Genomic DNA, 18,581 nt, shown 5'->3' with positions numbered 1-18,581 from the left:
GCGCGGGGGACTTGATGGACAGCGACACAAGCGACATAACCGTTGTCACAGCGAGCCTGGCACGGGTCGGACGGCGCGCCGGTCACGTCGTCCGCTACTTCTACGCGCACCTGTTCAGCCACCATCCGCGGCTGCGCCCGCTCTTCCCCGCGGTGATGGACGACCAGTACGAACGGCTGTTCACCGCGCTGGTGCAGTTCGTGGACCAGCTCGGCCACCCCGGGCTCCCCGCCCGGCTCGCCCGGCTCGGCCGGGACCACCGCAAGTTCGGCATCCGCGACGCCGACTACGCCGCGGTGGGCGAGAGCCTGGTGGCCGCCATCCGCCACCACAGCGCGCGCTCCTGGGACGACCGGACCGAGGAGGCATGGCTGCGCGTGTACGGAGTCATGGCGGCGGCCATGACCGGCGGGGCACACAGCTCCGTCCTCGCGGACGAGCCCGCGTGGTGGGACGCCACAGTCCTCTCGCACCGGCTGCACGGCGGCCACACGGCCGTCATCCACGTCCTCCCGTCCGCCGGCTTCCCCTCTCTGCCCGGCCAGTACGCCACGATCGAGCACCCCGGCCTACCGGGTGTGTGGCGGCCCTACTCCGTGGCCGCCCGCCCGGGCCGTGGCGGCGTACTCGAATTCCATATCGGCCGGGTCGCGGACGGGTTGCTCTCCACGGTGCTGTGTGACGGCACATCGCCCGGCCAGGTCCTGCGGCTGGGCCCGGCCTCGGGTTCCGCGCTCGCCCCGCCGCCCGGCACCCCCGCCGTCACGCTGATCGCCGCCGGGACGGGTTGGGCCCCGGTCAAGGCCGTCCTCGGCGAATTACTCGCGCGCAGGCCCGCGCCCCGCATCCGTATCGACGTCGTGGCACGCGGCGAGGCCCATTTCTACGACGCGAACTCGCTCGTCGAACTCCTGCGGGCGCAGCCCTGCCTCAGCGCCTACTGGTGGTACCAGGAGCGGGGCGAGGGCAAGGTGAGGGCGGCGGAGCGGCTGCACGACCATTTGAGTTCGCGCCGGGACTGGCCTGAGGAGTCCGTCTATCTGTGCGGACCGGCGATGTTCGTACAGGAGACGGCCGAGCTGCTCCACGAACGCGGGCTGCCGCCCGGCTCGCTCATCCGCGATCCGCTGCCGCCGTCGGTGAAGCAGCGCGGATACGTCTCCCACGCCGAGCGGTTCCTCGATCCGCTGCCCGTCACCTGGATCGACCCGGACGCCCGTACGCGCCCACTGGAGTCACCCTTCGAACCCGCGAGCGAGCAACCGGGCGGCGGCGGCTGGTTCGAACCTGAACACGATCAACACAAGGCGACGCGCCGGAATAGCTCACGATCGGCTTGATTCTTTCCCTGGCCGGCTGCTTTCGGTGAAGCCACGGTGAATTCCCCTTCATATCCGATCGGTGATACCGCTGTGACCACGCGATATCACCACCGGATATCTCCACAGGGGAAGATCGTCGGATGACTGAATTGACATCTTGACCATGCCTTCGGCCGCGAACCAGACTGCAACCAGGCACTCATGCATCAATAGAGGCACTCGTGCACCGGGGGCCTCAGGTACAGGCGCAGGCCGACGGTCCTGCGAGACCGATATCGCACGGGGTATGCAACGGGGGAATACGGCAAGGAGCGCGCAAGCAGCCTGCACGCATGCGCAGAGTTCCTTCACCTCTCCTCCTCATCTCTTGGTGCGCGAAGGGAATGGAGGGGGAATGCCGACGCACATGGGCTATCCCGGCGTTTACATCGAAGAGCTTCCCAGCAGCGTCCGAACCATCGCCTCGGTCACCACTTCGGTGACCGCTTTCGTGGGGCACACCCGCCGGGGTCCGCTCAATCAACCCGTGCGAGTCACCAGCTTCGCCGACTTCGAGCGCCGCTTCGGCGGGCTCACCTCGCAGAGCGCCGTCGGCTACGCGGTGCACCAGTTCTTCGGCAACGGCGGCACCGTCGCGGTCATCGTCCGCGTGGCCAAGGCAGGCACCGGTGAGGAAGCCCGCGTCACACTCCAGTCCACCGAGGGGCACAGCGAGTGCCCGGTCCTCGAAGTGCACGCCAAGGAGCCGGGCGTCTGGGGCTCGGGCCTGCGGGTGGCCGTCGACCACGACACCCCGGCCCCCGACAAGACCTTCAACCTCCAGATCCTCGACGCGCGCGGCGGCGCCCGCGAGTCCTTCACGGGCCTGTCGACGCACGCGGGCCACGGCCGCTTCGTGGAGACCGTCGTCAACGCGGGCTCCTCCCTCGTACGCGTGAAGGCCCTGGCTGAGGACCGGCCCGACCCGTCCGGCACGGTCTCCAAGCCCTTCGCCGCCCAGCTTCCCGACCTGAACGTCGAGCTGAAGGTCAAGATCGGCGACGTGGAGCGGGAGTTCACGCTCTACGAGCCCGACCACGACGGCGAGCCCCCCGTCCAGGTCACCGAGCTCGCCCTGCTGCTGGAGCGCAAGCTGCGCGCGCTGCCCGACGCGCCGGGCAAGCACGCCTACGCGGGCGCCGAGGTCACCGCCTTCGGCCGCCGCGTCCAGGTCGTCGCCGGGTCCGTCGACCCCGACGACGTGGTCCGCTTCATCGGCGAGTGCGCCAACGACCTGGGCCTTGAGGGGTCGGTCAACCCGCCCGTCTTCCCGCTGGCGGGCGGCAAGGACGGTGACCCGCCCGGACCGCGCGACCTCATCGGCAGCGAGGCGGGCAAGACCGGCGTACAGGCGCTGCGGGATGTGGACGACGTCAACCTGCTGGCCCTGCCGGAGCTTTCGGCGTACGAATCGACCGAGGACATGGTCACCGTGCTGTCCGCGGCCGAGCAGCTCTGTCGCGAGCGGCGGATCTTCCTGCTCGTCGACTCGCCCTCCGTCTGGGGCAGCGTGGACGCCGCACGGGCCGGGATCGGCGCGTTCGACCCCGTACGCAGCAATCACGCCGGTCTTTACTACCCGCACCTTCAGCTGACCGACCCGCTGACCGGGCGACTGCGGGCCTTCCCGCCCTCGGGCGCCGTCGCCGGCGTCATCGCCCGTACGGACGGCGAGCGCGGCGTGTGGAAAGCGCCCGCCGGGACCGAGGCGCGGCTCGCCGGTGTGCGGTCGCTGACGGTCAAACTCACCGACCGGGAGACCAGTCTGCTCAACCCGCTGGGCGTGAACTGTCTGCGCACCTTCCCGGTGGTCGGTCCGCTGGTATGGGGTGCGCGCACACTCGAAGGCGCGGACGCGCTCGACAGCGAGTGGAAATACGTGCCGGTGCGGCGGCTCGCGCTGCATATCGAGGAGAGCCTCTACCGCGGTCTGCAGTGGGTCGTTTTCGAGCCGAACGCCGAGCAGCTGTGGCAGCAGATCCGGCTGAAGGCATCGGCGTATCTCAATGACCTGTTCCGGCAGGGCGCGTTCAAGGGCGGCACGCCGCGTGAGGCGTACTTCGTGAAGTGCGACAAGGACACCACGACCGAAGCCGACATCGAGGCGGGAGTGGTCAATGTCGTGATCGGCATCGCGCCGGTCAAGCCCGCGGAGTTCGTGATCGTGAAGATCCAGCAGATCGCCGGACAGTTCGACCTCTCATAAGTACGCCAGGTAAGTAGGCCAGGTAAAGGAACACGAAGGAAACCGATGGCTGAGTTCCAAGTAAACGCCCATCGCTTTGACCCCTACAAGAATTTCAAGTTCCTTGTCCTGTGGGACGGTCGAACGGTCGCGGGCATCAGCAAGATCAGTCCTCTCAAGCGCACTACCGAGGTGGTCAAGCACCGCCACGGCGGTGACCCGAGCACGCCGCGCAAGTCGCCGGGCCGCTCCGAGTTCGAGGGCGTCACGCTCGAACGCGGCGTCACCCACGATCCGGAGTTCGACCGCTGGGCCAACAAGGTGTGGCAGGTCGGCGCGGGGCTCGGCGCGGAGGTCTCGCTGCGGGACTTCCGTAAGGACATCATCATCCAGGTCCTCAACGAGGCCGGGCAGGTGGCCGTCTCGCACAAGCTGTACCGCGCCTGGGTGAGCGAGTACCAGGTCCTCGGTGAGCTGGACGCCAACGCCAACGCGGTCGCCATCCAGAGCGTCAAGCTCGAATGCGAGGGCTGGGAGCGGGACTACGAGGTGGAGGAGCCGGTCGAGCCCTCGTTCACCCACCCGGCCTGAGCACGCCGGAGGTATGAGCGATGACGCCGACGGGGCCCGCCGAGCTGCTCGCCACCTGGGAGGCCGGGCTGGCACAGCACGACGCGGGGAGGTCCCTGCTGCTGCACCGGGCGGCCCGCCCGGCCGCGGGCGCCGAGGAGTTGCTGTCCATGCCGGTCGGCGCGCGGGAGGCGGACCTGTTCGCGCTGCGCCGGGCGCTGTTCGGCGAGCGCATGCAGGTACGCGCCGAGTGCGCGTCGTGCGGTGAGGCCATGGAGTTCGACCTCGACGCGACGCGGCTGGGCGACCGGGCGGAAACACCAGACGGGACACCGGAGGGGACACCGGAGGGGACACCGGAGACGCTTCGCGTGGCGGAGGGCGAGTGGGTGGTCGAGTTCCGGCTCCCCACCGTCGCCGACCTCGCGGCGGTCGGTGCGGCGGCCGACACGGCGCTCGATCCGGACGAGGCCCGTCGACTGCTCTTCGCCCGCTGCACGGTTTCGGCCGTACGGGGCGGACAGGCCGTTCCGGCGGAGCGGCTGGCGTCCCTGCTGCCGGAGCGGGTGCGGCAGCGGCTCGCCGAGACGGCGGCCGAGGCGGACCCCGCAGCCGATGTGACGCTGAACGTCGGCTGCCCCGAGTGCGGAGAGGCCACCGTGGCCGAGCTGGACATCACGTCCTATCTGTGGACCGAACTCGACACCTGGGCACGGGACTTGATGCTCGATGTCCATCTGCTCGCCACCGCCTACGGGTGGAGCGAGCCGGAGATTCTGGCGCTCAGCCCGCTGCGGCGTCGCTACTACCTGGAGCTGTGCGCGGATGCCTGACCCTGACTACTTCGACCGGCTGCTCGCCCGGTACACGCCGGTGCCGGTGACAGCCGATGGCGCGGTACGGGTCCGGCCGCGGCTGCCCGGCCCGTTCGAGCGGGTCGAGGCGGTGCGGACCGGCCCGCCTGAGCCCGACGAGCCCGCCGCCCTTGTGCCGTCCGTGTCGGGGCCTGCCTTCGCACCGGCCGCCGAGCCCGTCCGCTACGAGCGCGAGGTACGGACGGACCGGCACACGGTCGTACGCACCGAGGCGCCACCGGCCGGAGCGCCCGAGCGGTCCGGCGACGGGGCCGTGCGCCGTACGGAACCCCTGCCGCCCTCGGCTGCGGCATCGTCCGACGTGGAACACCCGGCAGCCGCCGGCCGCCCGCGTCCTGCGCGGCGCTCCCCCGCGCCCGCCGCCTCCGACGCGGCGCGGGCCGTCCCCGCGCCCGCGATGCGCGCCGCGGAGCCCGCACCCCCGGCCGTCGCCGCACCGGCACGGCCCCGGGGCGCGGACGCCGCCACCGCCCGGGGGGCGGCCCTGAGCTCGGTGGGGCGGCGCGCGCCCCGGCCCGCGGAGCGCGTCGTACACGTACAGATCGGCCGACTGGAAGTGAGCGCGGCACCGCCACCCGGCGCGGGCCGTCCCGCCGCCGCCGACACCGCGCCGGCGCGGCGCGCGCCCGCGCTGACCCTGGACGACTACCTGTCGCGCGGCGAGAAGAGGGACTGACGCCATGAGCAACGCACTCGCCCTCGCGACGGTCACCCAGGCTCTGGCTTTCCTGATCGCGAACAACCTCGGGCCCGAGATGGACATCGCGGTCAAGGTGGAAACCCGTAAGCCACCGGCCGAGCCGCCGACCGACCCGACCATCAACGTCTTCCTCTACCAGGTCACACCGAACGCCTCGATGCGCCACAACGACCTGCCGACGCGCGCCTCGGACGGCACGCTGCTCAAGCGCCCCGCAGCCGCGCTGGATCTGCACTATCTGATCAGCGCGTACGGGGAGGAGGCGGAGCTGGTCGGGCAGCGGCTCATCGGGTGCGTGATCCGCACGCTGCACGAAATCCCCGAGCTGCCGACGGAGTTGATCGAGCTCGCGGCCGAACGTCCGTATCTGCGGGGCAGCGATCTGGCCGCGTCGCCGCAGAAGGTGCGCTTCACGCCGACGGTGATGGATATCGACGAGACGTCCAAGCTCTGGGGGATGCTCCACCAGACGCCGTACGCGCTGTCCGTGGCGTACCAGGCGTCGCTGGTCCTGATCGAGGGCCGCGAGCGGCCGGTCCCGGCGAAGCCGGTGCAGGAGCGGACGGTACGGGTCCTGCCGTTCGGCGCGCCCGGGGCGCCGGTGGCGGAGCCGCAGACGGAGATCGAGCCCGCCGCGCCCGCCGCGCCCGCGAAGAAGCGCGCGGTGACCGCGAAGAGTCCGGCGAAGGCTGCGGCGAAGGCCCCGGCCAAGCGGACCGCGCCCGCCCGCACCCGCAAGGAGAGCTGAGGCACGGTGCGCGAGACGGGGGCGGGTGAGGACATGGCCACGCACGAGGAGACCGCCGGTGCGGACGGCAGGGCGCTGGCCGCGGCCGTACGCTCGGTCCTCGCCCGCATCGACGCCCACGCGCGCCGGGCGCAGCCGTCGTCCGGTGGCGACGACCGACGCCCCACGGCGGCAGGACCGGCCGGAACCCCGCACCAAGGCGACGCAACGGCCCCGGCCGACGGGCCCGCAGGCACCGGCGCTTCCCGGGCCGGACGGCCGCACCCACCAGCGAGCGGGCCCGACTGTGGGCCGCACGGGGACGCAGTCGCCGCGACCGACGGCACCAGTGAGCCACGCCCGCCGGCGAACAGGCCGAACCACACGCCCCAAGGCGATACAGCCGCCCCAGCCAACAAGCCCGCAGACACCGGCACCTCACAGACCGCACAGCCACACCCACCAGCCGGCGGACCCGACCACGGACCCCCACCGGCGAGCGGACCGGACCGCGCGCCGCAAGGTGTCCCCAACCCCGATCGGCCGCGCACCCGCTCGGGTGCTCCGGAGCTCACCGCCCCGCCCCGCCCCTCCCCCGGGCCCGCGACCCTCGACGCGCTCGTCGCCTGCTTCGGGCTCAGCCCCTTCGAGCGCGACGTGGTTCTGCTCGCCGCCGCCGCGGAGCTGGACCCCACCGCCGCCGGGCGCTGCGCCGCCGCGAGCGGTGACCCCGACCGCGCCCATCCCACGTTCTCGCTCGCGCTCGCCGCGCTCGCCGACCCGCACTGGAGCGCGCTCACTCCCGTCGCCCCGCTCCGCCGCTGGCGGCTGATCGAGCTGGACGACAAGACGCGGCTGACCACCTCCCGGCTCCGGCTCGACGAGCGCATCCTGCACTTCCTGGTCGGTTCGCCGTATCTGGACTCCCGGCTGCACGGACTGCTGCGCCGTACGACCGTTCCCGACTCCCTGCCCGCCTCGTACGACCTCGCCGCGAGCAAGGTCGCCGCGGGCTGGTCGGGCGGCGGTGGCCCGTACGCCCCGCTCCGCGTCGAGCTGGTCGGCGGCGATCTGCGCTCCCGCGCGGACATCGCCGCCGTGGCCGCCCGCCGCTCGGGGCTCGGCCTGTACGCGACGGCCGCCGACGACCTGCCCACCGACCCGGCCGAGCGCGACCGGCTGGCGCGGCTCTGGCAGCGTGAGGCGATTCTGCTGCCCGCGGCGCTCCTGGTGGAGGTCGGCGAGCTGGACCGGGAACAGGCCGCGGCGACCGACGCGTTCATCGAGAGCGCGGCCGTGCCGCTCGTCGTCTCCAGTCTCGATCCGCGCCAGACCGCCCGTCCGCGCGGGGAGCGGGTGACCGTGCCGGTGCTCGACGCCGAAGAGCAGTACGGCGTGTGGGCGGACGCCTTCGCGGGTGTACCGGAGGTGTCGGACGACGACCTGAAGGATCTGGTCGAGCAGTTCTCGCTGCCGCCGCATCTGATCAGGTCCGCCGGTGCCACAGTCGTACGGGATCTGCCCCATGAGGAGGAGCTGGACGCCACCGGGCTGGCCTGGCGGGCCGGGCTCACCGAGGCCCGGATGGGCATGGACGAACTGGGCCGGCGGATCGAGCCGCAGGCGTCCTGGGGCGATCTGGTGCTGCCGGAGCGGCAGTTGCGCGTGTTGCGCGAGATCGTCGCGCATGTACGGCAGCGGGCCACGGTCTATCAGGAGTGGGGCTTCGCCGCGACGCTGCGCCGGGGCCTGGGCGTCACCGCGCTGTTCGCGGGCAGCTCCGGCACGGGCAAGACGCTCGCCGCCGAGGTGATGGCGCGGGAGCTGGGGCTTGATCTGTTCATCGTGGATCTGTCCCAGGTGGTCAGCAAGTACATCGGCGAGACCGAGAAGAACCTGCGCAAGGTGTTCGACGCGGCCGAGCGCGGTGGCGCGCTGTTGCTGTTCGACGAGGCGGACGCGCTGTTCGGCAAGCGCAGCGAGGTCAAGGACAGCCATGACAGATACGCGAACCTGGAGGTCAGCTATCTGCTGATGCGGATGGAGGCGTACCGCGGTCTGGCGGTCCTGACCACCAATATGAAGCAGGCGCTGGACACGGCGTTCATGCGCCGGATCCGCTTCGTGGTGGACTTCCCCTTCCCCGGTGAGAGCGAGCGCGCCGAGATCTGGCGGCGGGTGCTGCCCGCGCGGGCTCCGATGAAGGGCGTCGATCCGGAGCTGCTGGCCCGGCTGACGGTGGCGGGCGGGTCCATCCGCAATATCGCGCTGTCGGGCGCGTTCCTCGCGGCGGAGGAGGGCGACCGGCTCCAGATGCGGCACATGCTGGAGGCGGCGCGTACCGAATATCTCAAGCTGGACCGCTCCTTGACGCCCTCGGAGGTCCACGGATGGGTGTGAACGAGGGGCCGCGCACGGTGCGCGTGGACATCGGTGAGCTGGTGCTCGACGGTTTCGAGCGGCTGAATCCCGAAAATTCCGAGCGGGTGTCGGCCGCCTTCCAGGCTGAACTGACCCGGCTCGTACGGGAACGGGGTGTCCCGCTGGCCGCGGAGGGCGGCCGGGCGATGGACGCGCTCTCCGGGCTGCCGCCGCTGCCCGCCACCGCCTCGCCGCGGCGGCTGGGCGAGGCACTCGCGCGCGCCGTGCACGCGGGCCTTTCGGGGCGGGGCCAGGTCGACACCCCAGCGGCGGGACCGACGCGAGGGGGGTCGGCATGAGTTCGCACGCGGCGTCGCAGGACGCCCGTTCCACGCAGGAGGCGAAACGGCGCAAGCGCAAGGACCGGGCCACGTCCCGTACGCCGGAGCCGAAGGACATCGTCAGCGGGGCCGGGCAGCCGCTGGACCTGAGCGTACGGCGGGAGCTGGAGGAGCAGCTCGGCCACGACTTCAGCCAGGTGCGGCTGCACACCGACCGGGACGCGGGAGCGCTGACGGAGCTGCTGGGCGCGGACGCGGTCGCGGTCGGCCAGGACATCTTCTTCCGCGAGGGCGCCTACCGGCCGGGCACGGCGGACGGGCAGCGGCTGCTGGCCCATGAGCTGCTGCACACCGTGCAGAGTCCGGACGGTCTGGGCGCGTTGCGCGCGGGCCGCGAGCTGGGTGCGGTGAGCCTGCCGCAGCAGGCGATGGAGCGCGAGGCCGAGTCGGCGGCGCGAGCGCTCGTACGGGACGGGGAGCAGGCCCCTCAGGTGGAGCCGGACCGGTCGGCGCCCGGCTGGCTGCGGTACGCGACGGTCGACGCGGACCGCCACCGTATGGAACAGCTGGACCCGGCGACGCTGGTGGACCGGCTGGCGAACGGCGTACTGCGTTCGCTGCGCGGCGACCCGGCGGACCTCTCCCACCGGGTACGCCTCCAACTCGCCCGGATGTCGCCGCGGCTGCGGGAATCGGTGCTGGACCGGCTGGAGGTGCGGCTGCTCTCGAACGAGTACGACCGGCTGCTCGACCTCGCCGAGACGGCGGAGGTCCTGCCGGTGGAGGACCTCCAGTCGGCCGGGGTGCCGGAGCCGGAGATCGACCTCTTCGAGGAGCTGGGGGTCGAACGTACCCAGTGGAAGCAGAAGGAAGAGGGTGAGCGGGGGGCGAAGGGCAAGCAGGCCGACGACGCCCGCGAGGAGCGGCGGGAGGCCAGGGCCCGCGACGAGAAGCGCGGCAGCGAGCAGAGCCGGGCGCGGTCGGACGCGTCGGCCGAGCAGGCGGAGGCCGGCCGGCGCAAGGAGCAGGAGGACGAGCGCGCCCAGTCCCGCGAGCAGGCCAGGCAGGAGCAGCAGCAGGAAGAGGAGAAGCAGGACCAGGACCGGCAGCGGGTCGACAAGGCCGCCGACGAACGGGCGCAGGGGCAGCAGGAGGGCGCCGAGGAGGCGAAGGAGGAGCGCAAGGCGCAGCGCGACCGGGAGGAGCAGGACCCCGAGCAGGCCAATGCGCCCGGAGCGGACAAGCGCAAGCGCAAGGACGACGCGAAGAAGCCCGCCGACGGGTCGAAGCGGGAGAACCTCGACCCGAAGGCGAAGGGGCAGCCCGGTCCCGTACGTCCGGAGAAGGTGGACGAGCGGGCGGAGCAGCGGGACAGCGCGCTGTCCGAGCACGGCCTGCACGAGAAGGACGAGGACGGGGACGAACCGCGCGAGGAGGAGAAGCCGCTCGGTCTTGAGGCGGGCGCGGACAACGAGATCGGCGGCGCGGCGGGCGAGAAGGCCAAGGGCGGTGGGGCGAAGGGCGAGGCCGAACTGAAGCCCGAGGACTATCTGCCGGACACCGACCTGGACGTGTCGTCCGTACCGACCGCCGATGAGGTGAGACCGGGTGGGGCGGAGCCCTCGCTGCCGTCTTTCCCGGCACCGCCGCCCACCAAGGCCGAACGGGTCGAGCAGGAACGCGAGAAGGAGTCTCAGGAGGAGGACGACGACTCCGCGGTCCCGGAGGCGAAGGCTCCGGGCGAGGACGAGGGTCCCGTCGAGGGGGAGGCGCCGAAGCCCGAGGGCGGTCCGGCCGCGGAGGCCCAGGACCGCAGCGCCAAGGACCTCCAGCCGGACAAGCCGACGGACCAGGAGGTCGGTCCCGACCCGGAGACCACGGAGAAGGAACAGCAGGAGCCGGAGGCCGAGCAGCAGGAACGGCACACCGACGACGACGCCAGGCGGGAGGAGGACGAGGACGAGCAGTCCGCGGACGGCGGGGAGAAGCCGGACGCCAAGGACGCGCAGGACGAACAGCAGGAGCTGAAGGAGCGCGCGCAACAGGAGCAGGGCACCGCGCCGGACGCCTCGGCCGCCACGTCTGGGGGCGCCGGTACGAGTCCGGACAAGAGCCCGGACGCGTCGTCACCCGGCCCGGCGGCGAGGCGCCCCGCGGGCGCGCAGACGCAGAAGGCGCCCGTCGAGGACCGTAATCCCTCGCCCGCCGCCCGGCGCGACGCCGAGCCGCCCAGGTCCGAGCGGGAGGCCGCCGGGCCCAGGAGCCGTATCCCCAAGGAGTCCGGGCCCGGCGCGGCGCCTCGCGGCACGGTCGGCGGCAGCGAGCCGGCCGGGCCGACCACCGCGGCGGGCCCGGGCGCCGCGCCGTCCGCGGCGCAGGCGGCGGTCGGCCCTGTCGGCGAACAGGCCGAAAGCCCTGGCAAGTTCGGCGCTCCCGCCCCGGAGGGCGCTCAGGCCCAGCCGGAGGCGTCGTTGGAGAAGGACGGCGGCGGCTGTGCCCCGCCGGAGCCCGCCGCGGAGAAAGACGAGGGCGGCGGCAGCTGTGGCGGCGGTGGCGGCGGTGGCGGCGCTGCGGTCAAGGAGGAGGAGAAGGCGGAGCCGCCGGACGTATCGGGGCAGGACCCGAAGGCCGCCGTCTCCACGGTGAGCAAGCTGGCTCCGGACCAGGCGCTGGCCGCGATGCCCGGTGTGGACACCGCTGCGGACAAGAAGATCGGCGAGGAACAGCAGCGGCTGGACGCCAACCCCCCGAAGCGGGAGCGCCCTTCGGGTGCGCCGCGTACGCAGTCGGGCCCGCCCGAGGCCGCCGCGCCCGCCGAGCAGGTGACGGGGCATGTCGAGAAGCTGGGGCCCGCGGAGCGGGTCGAGAAGCAGCAGGCCAAGGGCAGCGAGAAGGCGCAGGGCCCGAAGCCCACGGACAGTACTCCCCCGCCGCCGGCGCCCGTGGCCGGGGAGCTGACCGACGAGCAGGCGAAGAACGTCGACGCGGCGGCCGACGCGGTCCCGACCGTCGACCCGGAACTGCGGAACAAGACGGTGGGCCCCGCCCCCAAGATCAAGCTTGAGGGAGAGAGCGACCCCAAGCGCACGGACGATCAGGCGGAGGCGCTCAAGGAGAAACAGTCCACGATCCAGAGCACGGGTCGCGACGACGCGGCCAAGCCGATGGGCGAGGACCAGATCTTCCCCGACGCGCCCCGGGAGCAGCTGACCGGCACGGCCACGGGCCGCGCCGGCGGCAAGGGCGGCGGCGGCGCCCTGCGGGCGTCCGCGCCGAAGCCGGGCGTCGGAGCGGTCGCCAAGCAGGAGCGCGGCAGCGAGATCCAGGGCGCGGGGGGCCAGGCGCAGGGGGATCTGGTCGCCAAGGAGAAGGAACAGCAGCAGGGCGAGCAGCAGGCCAAGCAGGAGAAGCAGAACGAGGTCGACCGCGAGGTCAGTCAGAACGCGGAGAAGCAGACGGCCGAGCGCGGCCGTGCGGCGGAAGAGGCTCAGCGCGAGCGGGAGAGCTGGCGCGGTGAGCAGGACAAGAAGATCGAGGACGCGGACAAGAATTCCGAGAAGGAGCACACGGAGAAGAACAAGGAAATCGTCAAGGGCCGCGACGACAAGGACAAGGAGGTCAGCGACCGGAAGGAGAAGGACAACCAGCAGATCGACACGGAACGTGAAAAGGCGGAGAAGGAGGCCGAGAAGAAGAAGGAGGAGGAGAAGCCCTCGGGGGGCTTCTTCGGCTGGGTCGCCGACAAGGTGAAGAGCGCCTTCAACGCCATTCTTGATGCGGTTACGAAGGTCTTCGATGCCGCGCGCAGTCTCGTCAACGGCATCATCGACACGTTCAAGGAGTGGGCCAACAAGGCCATCGACTTCGTACGTGATCTCGCCATCAAGGCGATCAACGTGCTGGCGGACGCGCTGATCGCCATCGGGGACGTGCTGCTCGCGGCTTTCCCCGAACTGCGCGACAAGTTCCGCAAGGCGATCGAAGGCATGCGCGACAAGGCGATCGCCGCGGTCAACGCGCTGGCGGACGGATTGAAAGCGGCTGTCAACGCGCTGCTGGACGCCTTGGCCGCAGGACTGAACAAACTCCTCGACGTCCTTGAGTCGGGCATCAAGGCCGTCATCAAGATCTACCAGGCGGTCATTCTCGGGGCGATCAAGTTCGCGCAGGCGGCGATCGACGCGCTGGGCAAGTTCGCGGCGCTGATCGCCGACATCGCGCCGGACCCGGGCGGCTGGATCAGCAAGGCGGGCAGTTCGGCGAAGGCGGGCATCACCGATCACCTCTGGGGCGCGATCAAGACGGGCGTCAAACGGTGGTTCGACACCAAGGTCGAAGGCATTCTGGGCCTGGGCAAGGCCGTGATCGATGTTCTCGTGAAGGGCTGCGTCTCGCTCAAGCAGATCGGGAAGATGGCGTGGGACGCGATCATCGCGTCGCTGCCGATGATGATCGCCTCGATCGTCATCGAGAAGGTCGTCTCCATGATCGTCCCCGCGGCGGGGGCGATCCTGACGATCGTTCAGGGTCTGATGGCCGCCTGGCAGAGCATCAGCTCGATCCTGGCCGCGTTCAGCAAGTTCTGGGCGTACTTGAAGGCGGTGAAGGCGGGCCCGGCGGCCTGCCTGTTCGCGGAGGCGGTCGCGGCGGGGATCGTGGCGCTGCTGGACTTCATCGCCAACTTCCTGATGATCCGCCTGGAGTCGGCGACGAAGGGCATCGGCAAACGTCTCAAAGCCATGTCCGAGAAGATCATGAAGGGCCTGAAAAAGACGGGCGGGGGCGCGAAGAAAGCGGCGGGCTCGGCGGTCAACAAGGCGCGGGGCGCGATCCGCAATGCCACGCAGGCAGTGCGCAGGCCCCCCGTGGCGCCCAAGCCGAAGGCGAAACCCTCCCCGAACCCGAAGGCCCCGCCGAAGCCGAAGGACAAGACACCCGACAACAAGAGCCAGGGTCCCGCGAAGGACAGTCCCGCGAAGGAAAAGGACAGTACGCCCGATACCCCCAAGAAGAAAAAGGAGATCGAGGGCCCGAAGCCCACCAGGCCCAAGAAGCCGAAGTCCCTGGCGGGGAAGGCCCTCGGCCAGGCCAAGTCGGCCGTCAAGTCCGCTCTGAAGAAGGTGCGCAACGCGGCGAAGACACTGGGCAGGAAGCTCAAGAAGAGCAAGGTCGGCAAGGCGCTGAAGAACAGCGCGTCGAAGCTGCGCAACGTCTTCAAGAAGAAGCGCGACAATCTGCGCGACCACAAGAAGGACCGCCAGAGGCAGCAGAAGAATCAGAAGGACCAGAACAAGCAGAAGAAGGACCAGCGGCACGACGACCGGCTGGCCAAAGCCGTCGCCCGTATGCGTCCGATCCTCAAGGCCATGCTGCGTAAAGGAGTGCCGCCCCGCCTACGCGACGCCACCCTCAGTGCGATGCGGGCCTGGTACCGGCTGTCCCGGGTGGCGGCCGAAGGCGCCCGGAAGTTCACCGTCCGGGCATGGGCCAGCCCACCGAAGATCGTCGTCCCCGGCACCACGGTCACCATCGAGCCCCGCGAGGCGCTCGCCTTCGTCCGGGAACTCGCGGACGAGGTGCGGATCAAGTCCGCCGACAAGGCGAACCGCAACAGCCCGGCGGAGGTTGTCCGCGATCCGGAGAACGGGAAGGTGAGCCAGGTAAAGGTGAGCGAGGGGACGCGTATGAGCGAAGTCATCGCGGACCTGGACGACCTCCAATCGGGCGGCGAATTCCCGGAACACGGCGCCAGGAAAGGGACGAAGGACGTACTCAAGAAGGACCCCGAGACAGGAAAGAAGGTACCCACGGGGCAACAGAAGGAATACGATCTTCCCGGCGAGTGGGACCTGGACTGGGAAGGCGAGAGCGGCGGCGTAAAAATGCACGAGATGCCCGGCGGCGTCAATACCGTGGCCCATATGCGCCAAGAAGGACAGAAAAGGGGGGACGCCCCGCCGTACACGAAGCTGGCAAGCCCGGAAGGAGTTCACGGATATTCATACCTGGAGCAGCACGGAGAAAACTATCTGAAGCTCTTCCGGGGTGACAAAGTAGGCCGCACGATGGGGGATGTGGAGCGCAACAAGGCGCGAACTCTGATGACGATCACCAGTTACAGTGAGAAGCGCCGGGACGAATCATCACGAGTCTATTCGGCCATGCTGGCAAAGATGCTGGCGCGCGCGTCCGCCAATGGCGACACGGGGCTGCTCAAATCCGCTCTTCAGGACTATCCGGTCGCTCCCGGCGGCGCGCAGAATGCGATTCCGAGCAAGGACGCCTGGGTCGCCGGCAAGAGCAGGGACGACCAGCTGAAGGACTTGAAGGCGAAGTACGAGCAACGCCTGGACGCGGCCCAGGACGGCACCGAGGTCAAAAACCTCAAGAAACAGCAGACCAAGGAGAGGACCGGGATCAAAGGCGCACCGAACCGCAAGAAGAAGCCCTTGATCGGCGGCGAGGAGCTCGCGGAGCGCGAGGCAAATTATATCAAGATGTTCCTCAGTGGTTATAAATTCGATTTCGATGACGACGTATCACCGGAAAAGGTCAGGAAGGATGTGTTCGCGAAGCTCCGAAAGGAGATCCTCGACGCTCACGGATTGAACTGAGACAACACCGCCCCGGTGGCGGCTGCCCACACACATCGCACATGAACAGGGTGAAACCATGCCGGCCAATGACTCGACACGTACTCGCCGCCTCGTGCTCAAAGAGCGCGACTGGGCGGAGGCCAGCGGCTTCGCCGAAAAGCGCGGATGGCCCGAGGAGCCCACGGAGGACAGTGGAACAGGAAGGAAGTCCAGGGTCTGGTCCGTCGATGAGGACACCGTGTTCCAGGTGACCCGTGACCGCACTTCCGGCGAATTCTGCTGCTTCTTCTACGGCTCGGACCGCGCGGAACTCGTGCGGCTGCTCGCCGAAGCGGAGCGGGAACTGGATGTCTGGCGTATCCCCGAACTCCTGGCTGAACCCTACGAGGAGACCGAACCGCGCAGGCTGCTGCAGTGCGTCTTCCGGCTGGGCCTGGGCGCGCCACCGGTCCACTCCCCCGAGTTCATGCCTCCGCTGGCGAGCGCCCTCGCGCATGAGAACCCCATGGTGCGAGCCGGGGCAACCCGCACCACCGCCTATATGGAGTGGCCGGAGCTGTTCCCGGTCCTCCAGACGATGGCGGAGAACGACACGGACCAACGCGTACGAGCGGAAGCGGAGAAGATCATGACCGTATACCGTCGAGCCGGGCTCGGTGACGCATGACCCGCTACGCCGACATCCCCAAGCCCATCCGCTCCGGCATCGTCGTCGTCGACCCCGAACGCGGCACCCCTCAGCGGATCATCGTCCTCCAGTTCAACCCCGACACCCTGGAACGCTCCCTCGCGCCCCAGGCCGCCGGCGGCAGCGGTGACGCCGGCGGAGGCGGCAGCGGAGGGGACAGAAACGAGGCGCTGCGGCTCAAGGGCCCCGCCGAGGAGACGTGGAAGTTCACCGCCGAGATCGACGCCACCGATCAGTTCGAGGTCGCCGCGCCCGACGGGATCCACCCGGAACTGGCCGCCCTGGAGATGCTGGTGCACCCCACCACCGACAAACTCCGCGAGGCGGCCCGGCAGACCAAGAAGGGCACCATCGAGATCAGCCCGATCGAGATGCCGCTGACCCTCTTCACCTGGGGCAGCAAGCGCGTCATGCCCGTACGGCTCACCGAACTGTCCATCAACGAGTCGGCGTTCGACGTCCATCTCAATCCGATACGGGCCGCGCTGTCCATCGGCATGAAGGTCCTCAGCGTCAGCGATCTGCCCGCCGGGCATCGAGGGGCCGACCTGTATCTGGCGCATCTGGCACAGAAAGAACGGCTGGCCAGGGCCACACGAAGCGGGCGACTGGCCGATCTCGGGCTGGGACGGGGCTGTAGGACGTGATGGAGCCTTACGAGAGCGAGAGCCAGAGCGTGCTGGACGCGATCCCCGGTTCGCACCCCTACCCGCGCACCAGTCGCTACCACGACGCCGAGATCGGGGTGCACACCCAGCCGGACGGCACCGACGTGCGGTACACGAAACGGCGGTTGCTGCCGCCGATCGGCAACCAGGCGAGCGAGGCCGACGACACCACGCCGCACACCGTCAGCAGCGGTGAGCGGCCCGACCACCTCGGGCAGCGTTACTTCGGCGACCCGGGCCAGTGGTGGCAGATCGCGGACGCGAACCCCGTCCTCGACCCGCGCGAGCTCACGGCCGAGCCGGGCCGGGAGATCGATGTTCCGTTGGCGGGTGGTGGGTCCGGTCATGGCTGATGAGCCGATCGGGAGCGGGCCCGTACATCTGACCCTGCACATGGGGCCTCACCTCACCCGCCCCGTCCCCGCCGAGGTGACCGAAGCGCTGCTGTCCGCGCAGATCACCATGACCGCCGGGGAGCGCAGCGGCTTCCAGCTGGCGTTCGACCTCACCAAGAAGGGGCTGCTCAGCCGGCGGCTGCTGCCCGAGGGGTTCTTCGACCCCAAGACGCGGGTCATCGCCATCACCTCGATCAAGGGGACTCCGACCGTCATCCTCGACGGGCTGATCGTGCGGCAGGAGGTCGGTGCGAGCAATGTGCCCGGCCAGACCACCCTCACCGTCACCGGCGAAGACCTGACACTCCTCATGGACCTTGAGGAACGGACCGACCGGTATCCGAATCTGCCGCCCTGGGAGCGGGTGAAAAGGATCCTGGCGAAGTACGCCGACTACGGCATCGTCCCGCGGGTGCGCCAGGAACAGGTGCACCAGCCGCCCCGCGAGCAGCTGCGCGTCGACTACCAGACCGGGACCGATCTGAGTTACGTCAACGACCTGGCCCGGGCCAACGGCTACACCTTCTACCTCGACCCCGGGCCCGGCATCGGTCAGTCCTCCGCCTACTGGGGGCCCGAGATGCGGCTGGGGCGACGGCAGCACGCCCTCAACGTCAACATGGACGTCAACTCCACCGTCGACCAGCTGACGTTCGCCTATGACGGGACGGCGCGCGAGGAGCCGCAGGCCCGCTGGCAGGATCCCCGGACGCGCGACGCGCGGCTGCTGCCCCAGCCCGACATCGACCCGCTGCGCCCGCCACTGGGCAGACGCGCCAGCCCCGCCCTCAAGCGGAAGACGCTCTCGGGCACCGCCAAGAAGTCCCTGCAGCAGGCCCAGGCCGAGATCCTGGCCAGGGCCGCGACCTCCGCCGACGCGATCTCCGGCTCCGGGTCGCTCGACGTCAACCGCCACGGATACGTACTACGGCCGCGTGAGCTGGTCGGTGTGCGCGGCGCCGGGGTGACGTACGACGGCGACTACTACGTCAAGTCCGTCACCCACAACATCAGGCCCGGCTCGTATCAGCAGAACTTCACGCTCTCGCGCGAGGGGCTGATCGCCCGGAGCTCCACCGTACGACCGTGAAGAGCACAGAAAAGCACGGAAGAC

Annotated in this window: 13 protein-coding genes; all 13 read left to right on the top strand. The window is 70.2% G+C overall.

Annotation, left to right across the window (positions count from 1 at the left end; all coding sequences use genetic code 11):
• Window positions 1-14: 14 nt before the first annotated feature.
• The 13 genes from ACIHCQ_RS30460 to ACIHCQ_RS30400 all read left to right on the top strand — a co-directional run bounded on the left by ACIHCQ_RS30460 (window position 15) and on the right by ACIHCQ_RS30400 (window position 18,557).
• Entirely contained in the window at window positions 15-1,340 is a 1,326-nt protein-coding gene (locus tag ACIHCQ_RS30460) for a globin domain-containing protein (protein WP_399669335.1), read from the top strand.
• Between the two features lie 376 nt (window positions 1,341-1,716).
• The gene (locus ACIHCQ_RS30455; protein ID WP_399669332.1) at window positions 1,717-3,567 is read left to right on the top strand and encodes a phage tail sheath family protein; all 1,851 of its coding nucleotides are present in this window, start codon (window positions 1,717-1,719) and stop codon (window positions 3,565-3,567) included.
• 45 nt (window positions 3,568-3,612) lie between these two features.
• Window positions 3,613-4,137, top strand: coding sequence for a phage tail protein (locus tag ACIHCQ_RS30450; protein ID WP_399669329.1), 525 nt, complete (start codon window positions 3,613-3,615; stop codon window positions 4,135-4,137).
• Between the two features lie 20 nt (window positions 4,138-4,157).
• Window positions 4,158-4,949, top strand: a complete 792-nt coding sequence (locus ACIHCQ_RS30445) for a hypothetical protein (RefSeq protein WP_399669326.1) — start codon at window positions 4,158-4,160, stop codon at window positions 4,947-4,949.
• Entirely contained in the window at window positions 4,942-5,667 is a 726-nt protein-coding gene (locus ACIHCQ_RS30440) for a hypothetical protein (RefSeq protein ID WP_399669323.1), read from the top strand. Before ACIHCQ_RS30445 ends, ACIHCQ_RS30440 begins: the two co-directional genes overlap by 8 nt.
• Window positions 5,668-5,671: 4 nt before the next feature.
• Window positions 5,672-6,439, top strand: a complete 768-nt coding sequence (locus ACIHCQ_RS30435; protein WP_399669321.1) for a DUF4255 domain-containing protein — start codon at window positions 5,672-5,674, stop codon at window positions 6,437-6,439.
• 6 nt (window positions 6,440-6,445) lie between these two features.
• A complete protein-coding gene (locus ACIHCQ_RS30430) occupies window positions 6,446-8,818 on the top strand; it encodes an AAA family ATPase (protein ID WP_399669318.1) in 2,373 nt (790 codons plus the stop codon).
• Window positions 8,809-9,138 (top strand): hypothetical protein, encoded by a 330-nt coding sequence (locus ACIHCQ_RS30425; RefSeq protein WP_399669315.1) that lies wholly within the window; start codon window positions 8,809-8,811, stop codon window positions 9,136-9,138. The genes ACIHCQ_RS30430 and ACIHCQ_RS30425 overlap by 10 nt, the downstream gene beginning before the upstream one ends.
• Window positions 9,135-15,734 (top strand): DUF4157 domain-containing protein, encoded by a 6,600-nt coding sequence (locus tag ACIHCQ_RS30420; protein WP_399669312.1) that lies wholly within the window; start codon window positions 9,135-9,137, stop codon window positions 15,732-15,734. The genes ACIHCQ_RS30425 and ACIHCQ_RS30420 overlap by 4 nt, the downstream gene beginning before the upstream one ends.
• A gap of 58 nt (window positions 15,735-15,792) precedes the next feature.
• On the top strand, window positions 15,793-16,383 hold the full coding sequence (locus tag ACIHCQ_RS30415; protein WP_399669309.1) for a HEAT repeat domain-containing protein: 591 nt from the start codon (window positions 15,793-15,795) through the stop codon (window positions 16,381-16,383).
• A complete protein-coding gene (locus ACIHCQ_RS30410) occupies window positions 16,380-17,051 on the top strand; it encodes a hypothetical protein (protein WP_399669306.1) in 672 nt (223 codons plus the stop codon). Before ACIHCQ_RS30415 ends, ACIHCQ_RS30410 begins: the two co-directional genes overlap by 4 nt.
• On the top strand, window positions 17,051-17,425 hold the full coding sequence (locus tag ACIHCQ_RS30405) for a hypothetical protein (protein ID WP_399669658.1): 375 nt from the start codon (window positions 17,051-17,053) through the stop codon (window positions 17,423-17,425). Before ACIHCQ_RS30410 ends, ACIHCQ_RS30405 begins: the two co-directional genes overlap by 1 nt.
• The gene (locus tag ACIHCQ_RS30400; protein ID WP_399669303.1) at window positions 17,418-18,557 is read left to right on the top strand and encodes a hypothetical protein; all 1,140 of its coding nucleotides are present in this window, start codon (window positions 17,418-17,420) and stop codon (window positions 18,555-18,557) included. The genes ACIHCQ_RS30405 and ACIHCQ_RS30400 overlap by 8 nt, the downstream gene beginning before the upstream one ends.
• Window positions 18,558-18,581: the final 24 nt, after the last annotated feature.

It is taken from the genome of Streptomyces sp. NPDC052236, from assembly GCF_044548015.1.
Lineage (GTDB): Bacteria > Actinomycetota > Actinomycetes > Streptomycetales > Streptomycetaceae > Streptomyces.
Note: the sequence above shows the minus strand (reverse complement) of the source record. Positions and strands in the feature narration are given on the sequence as shown.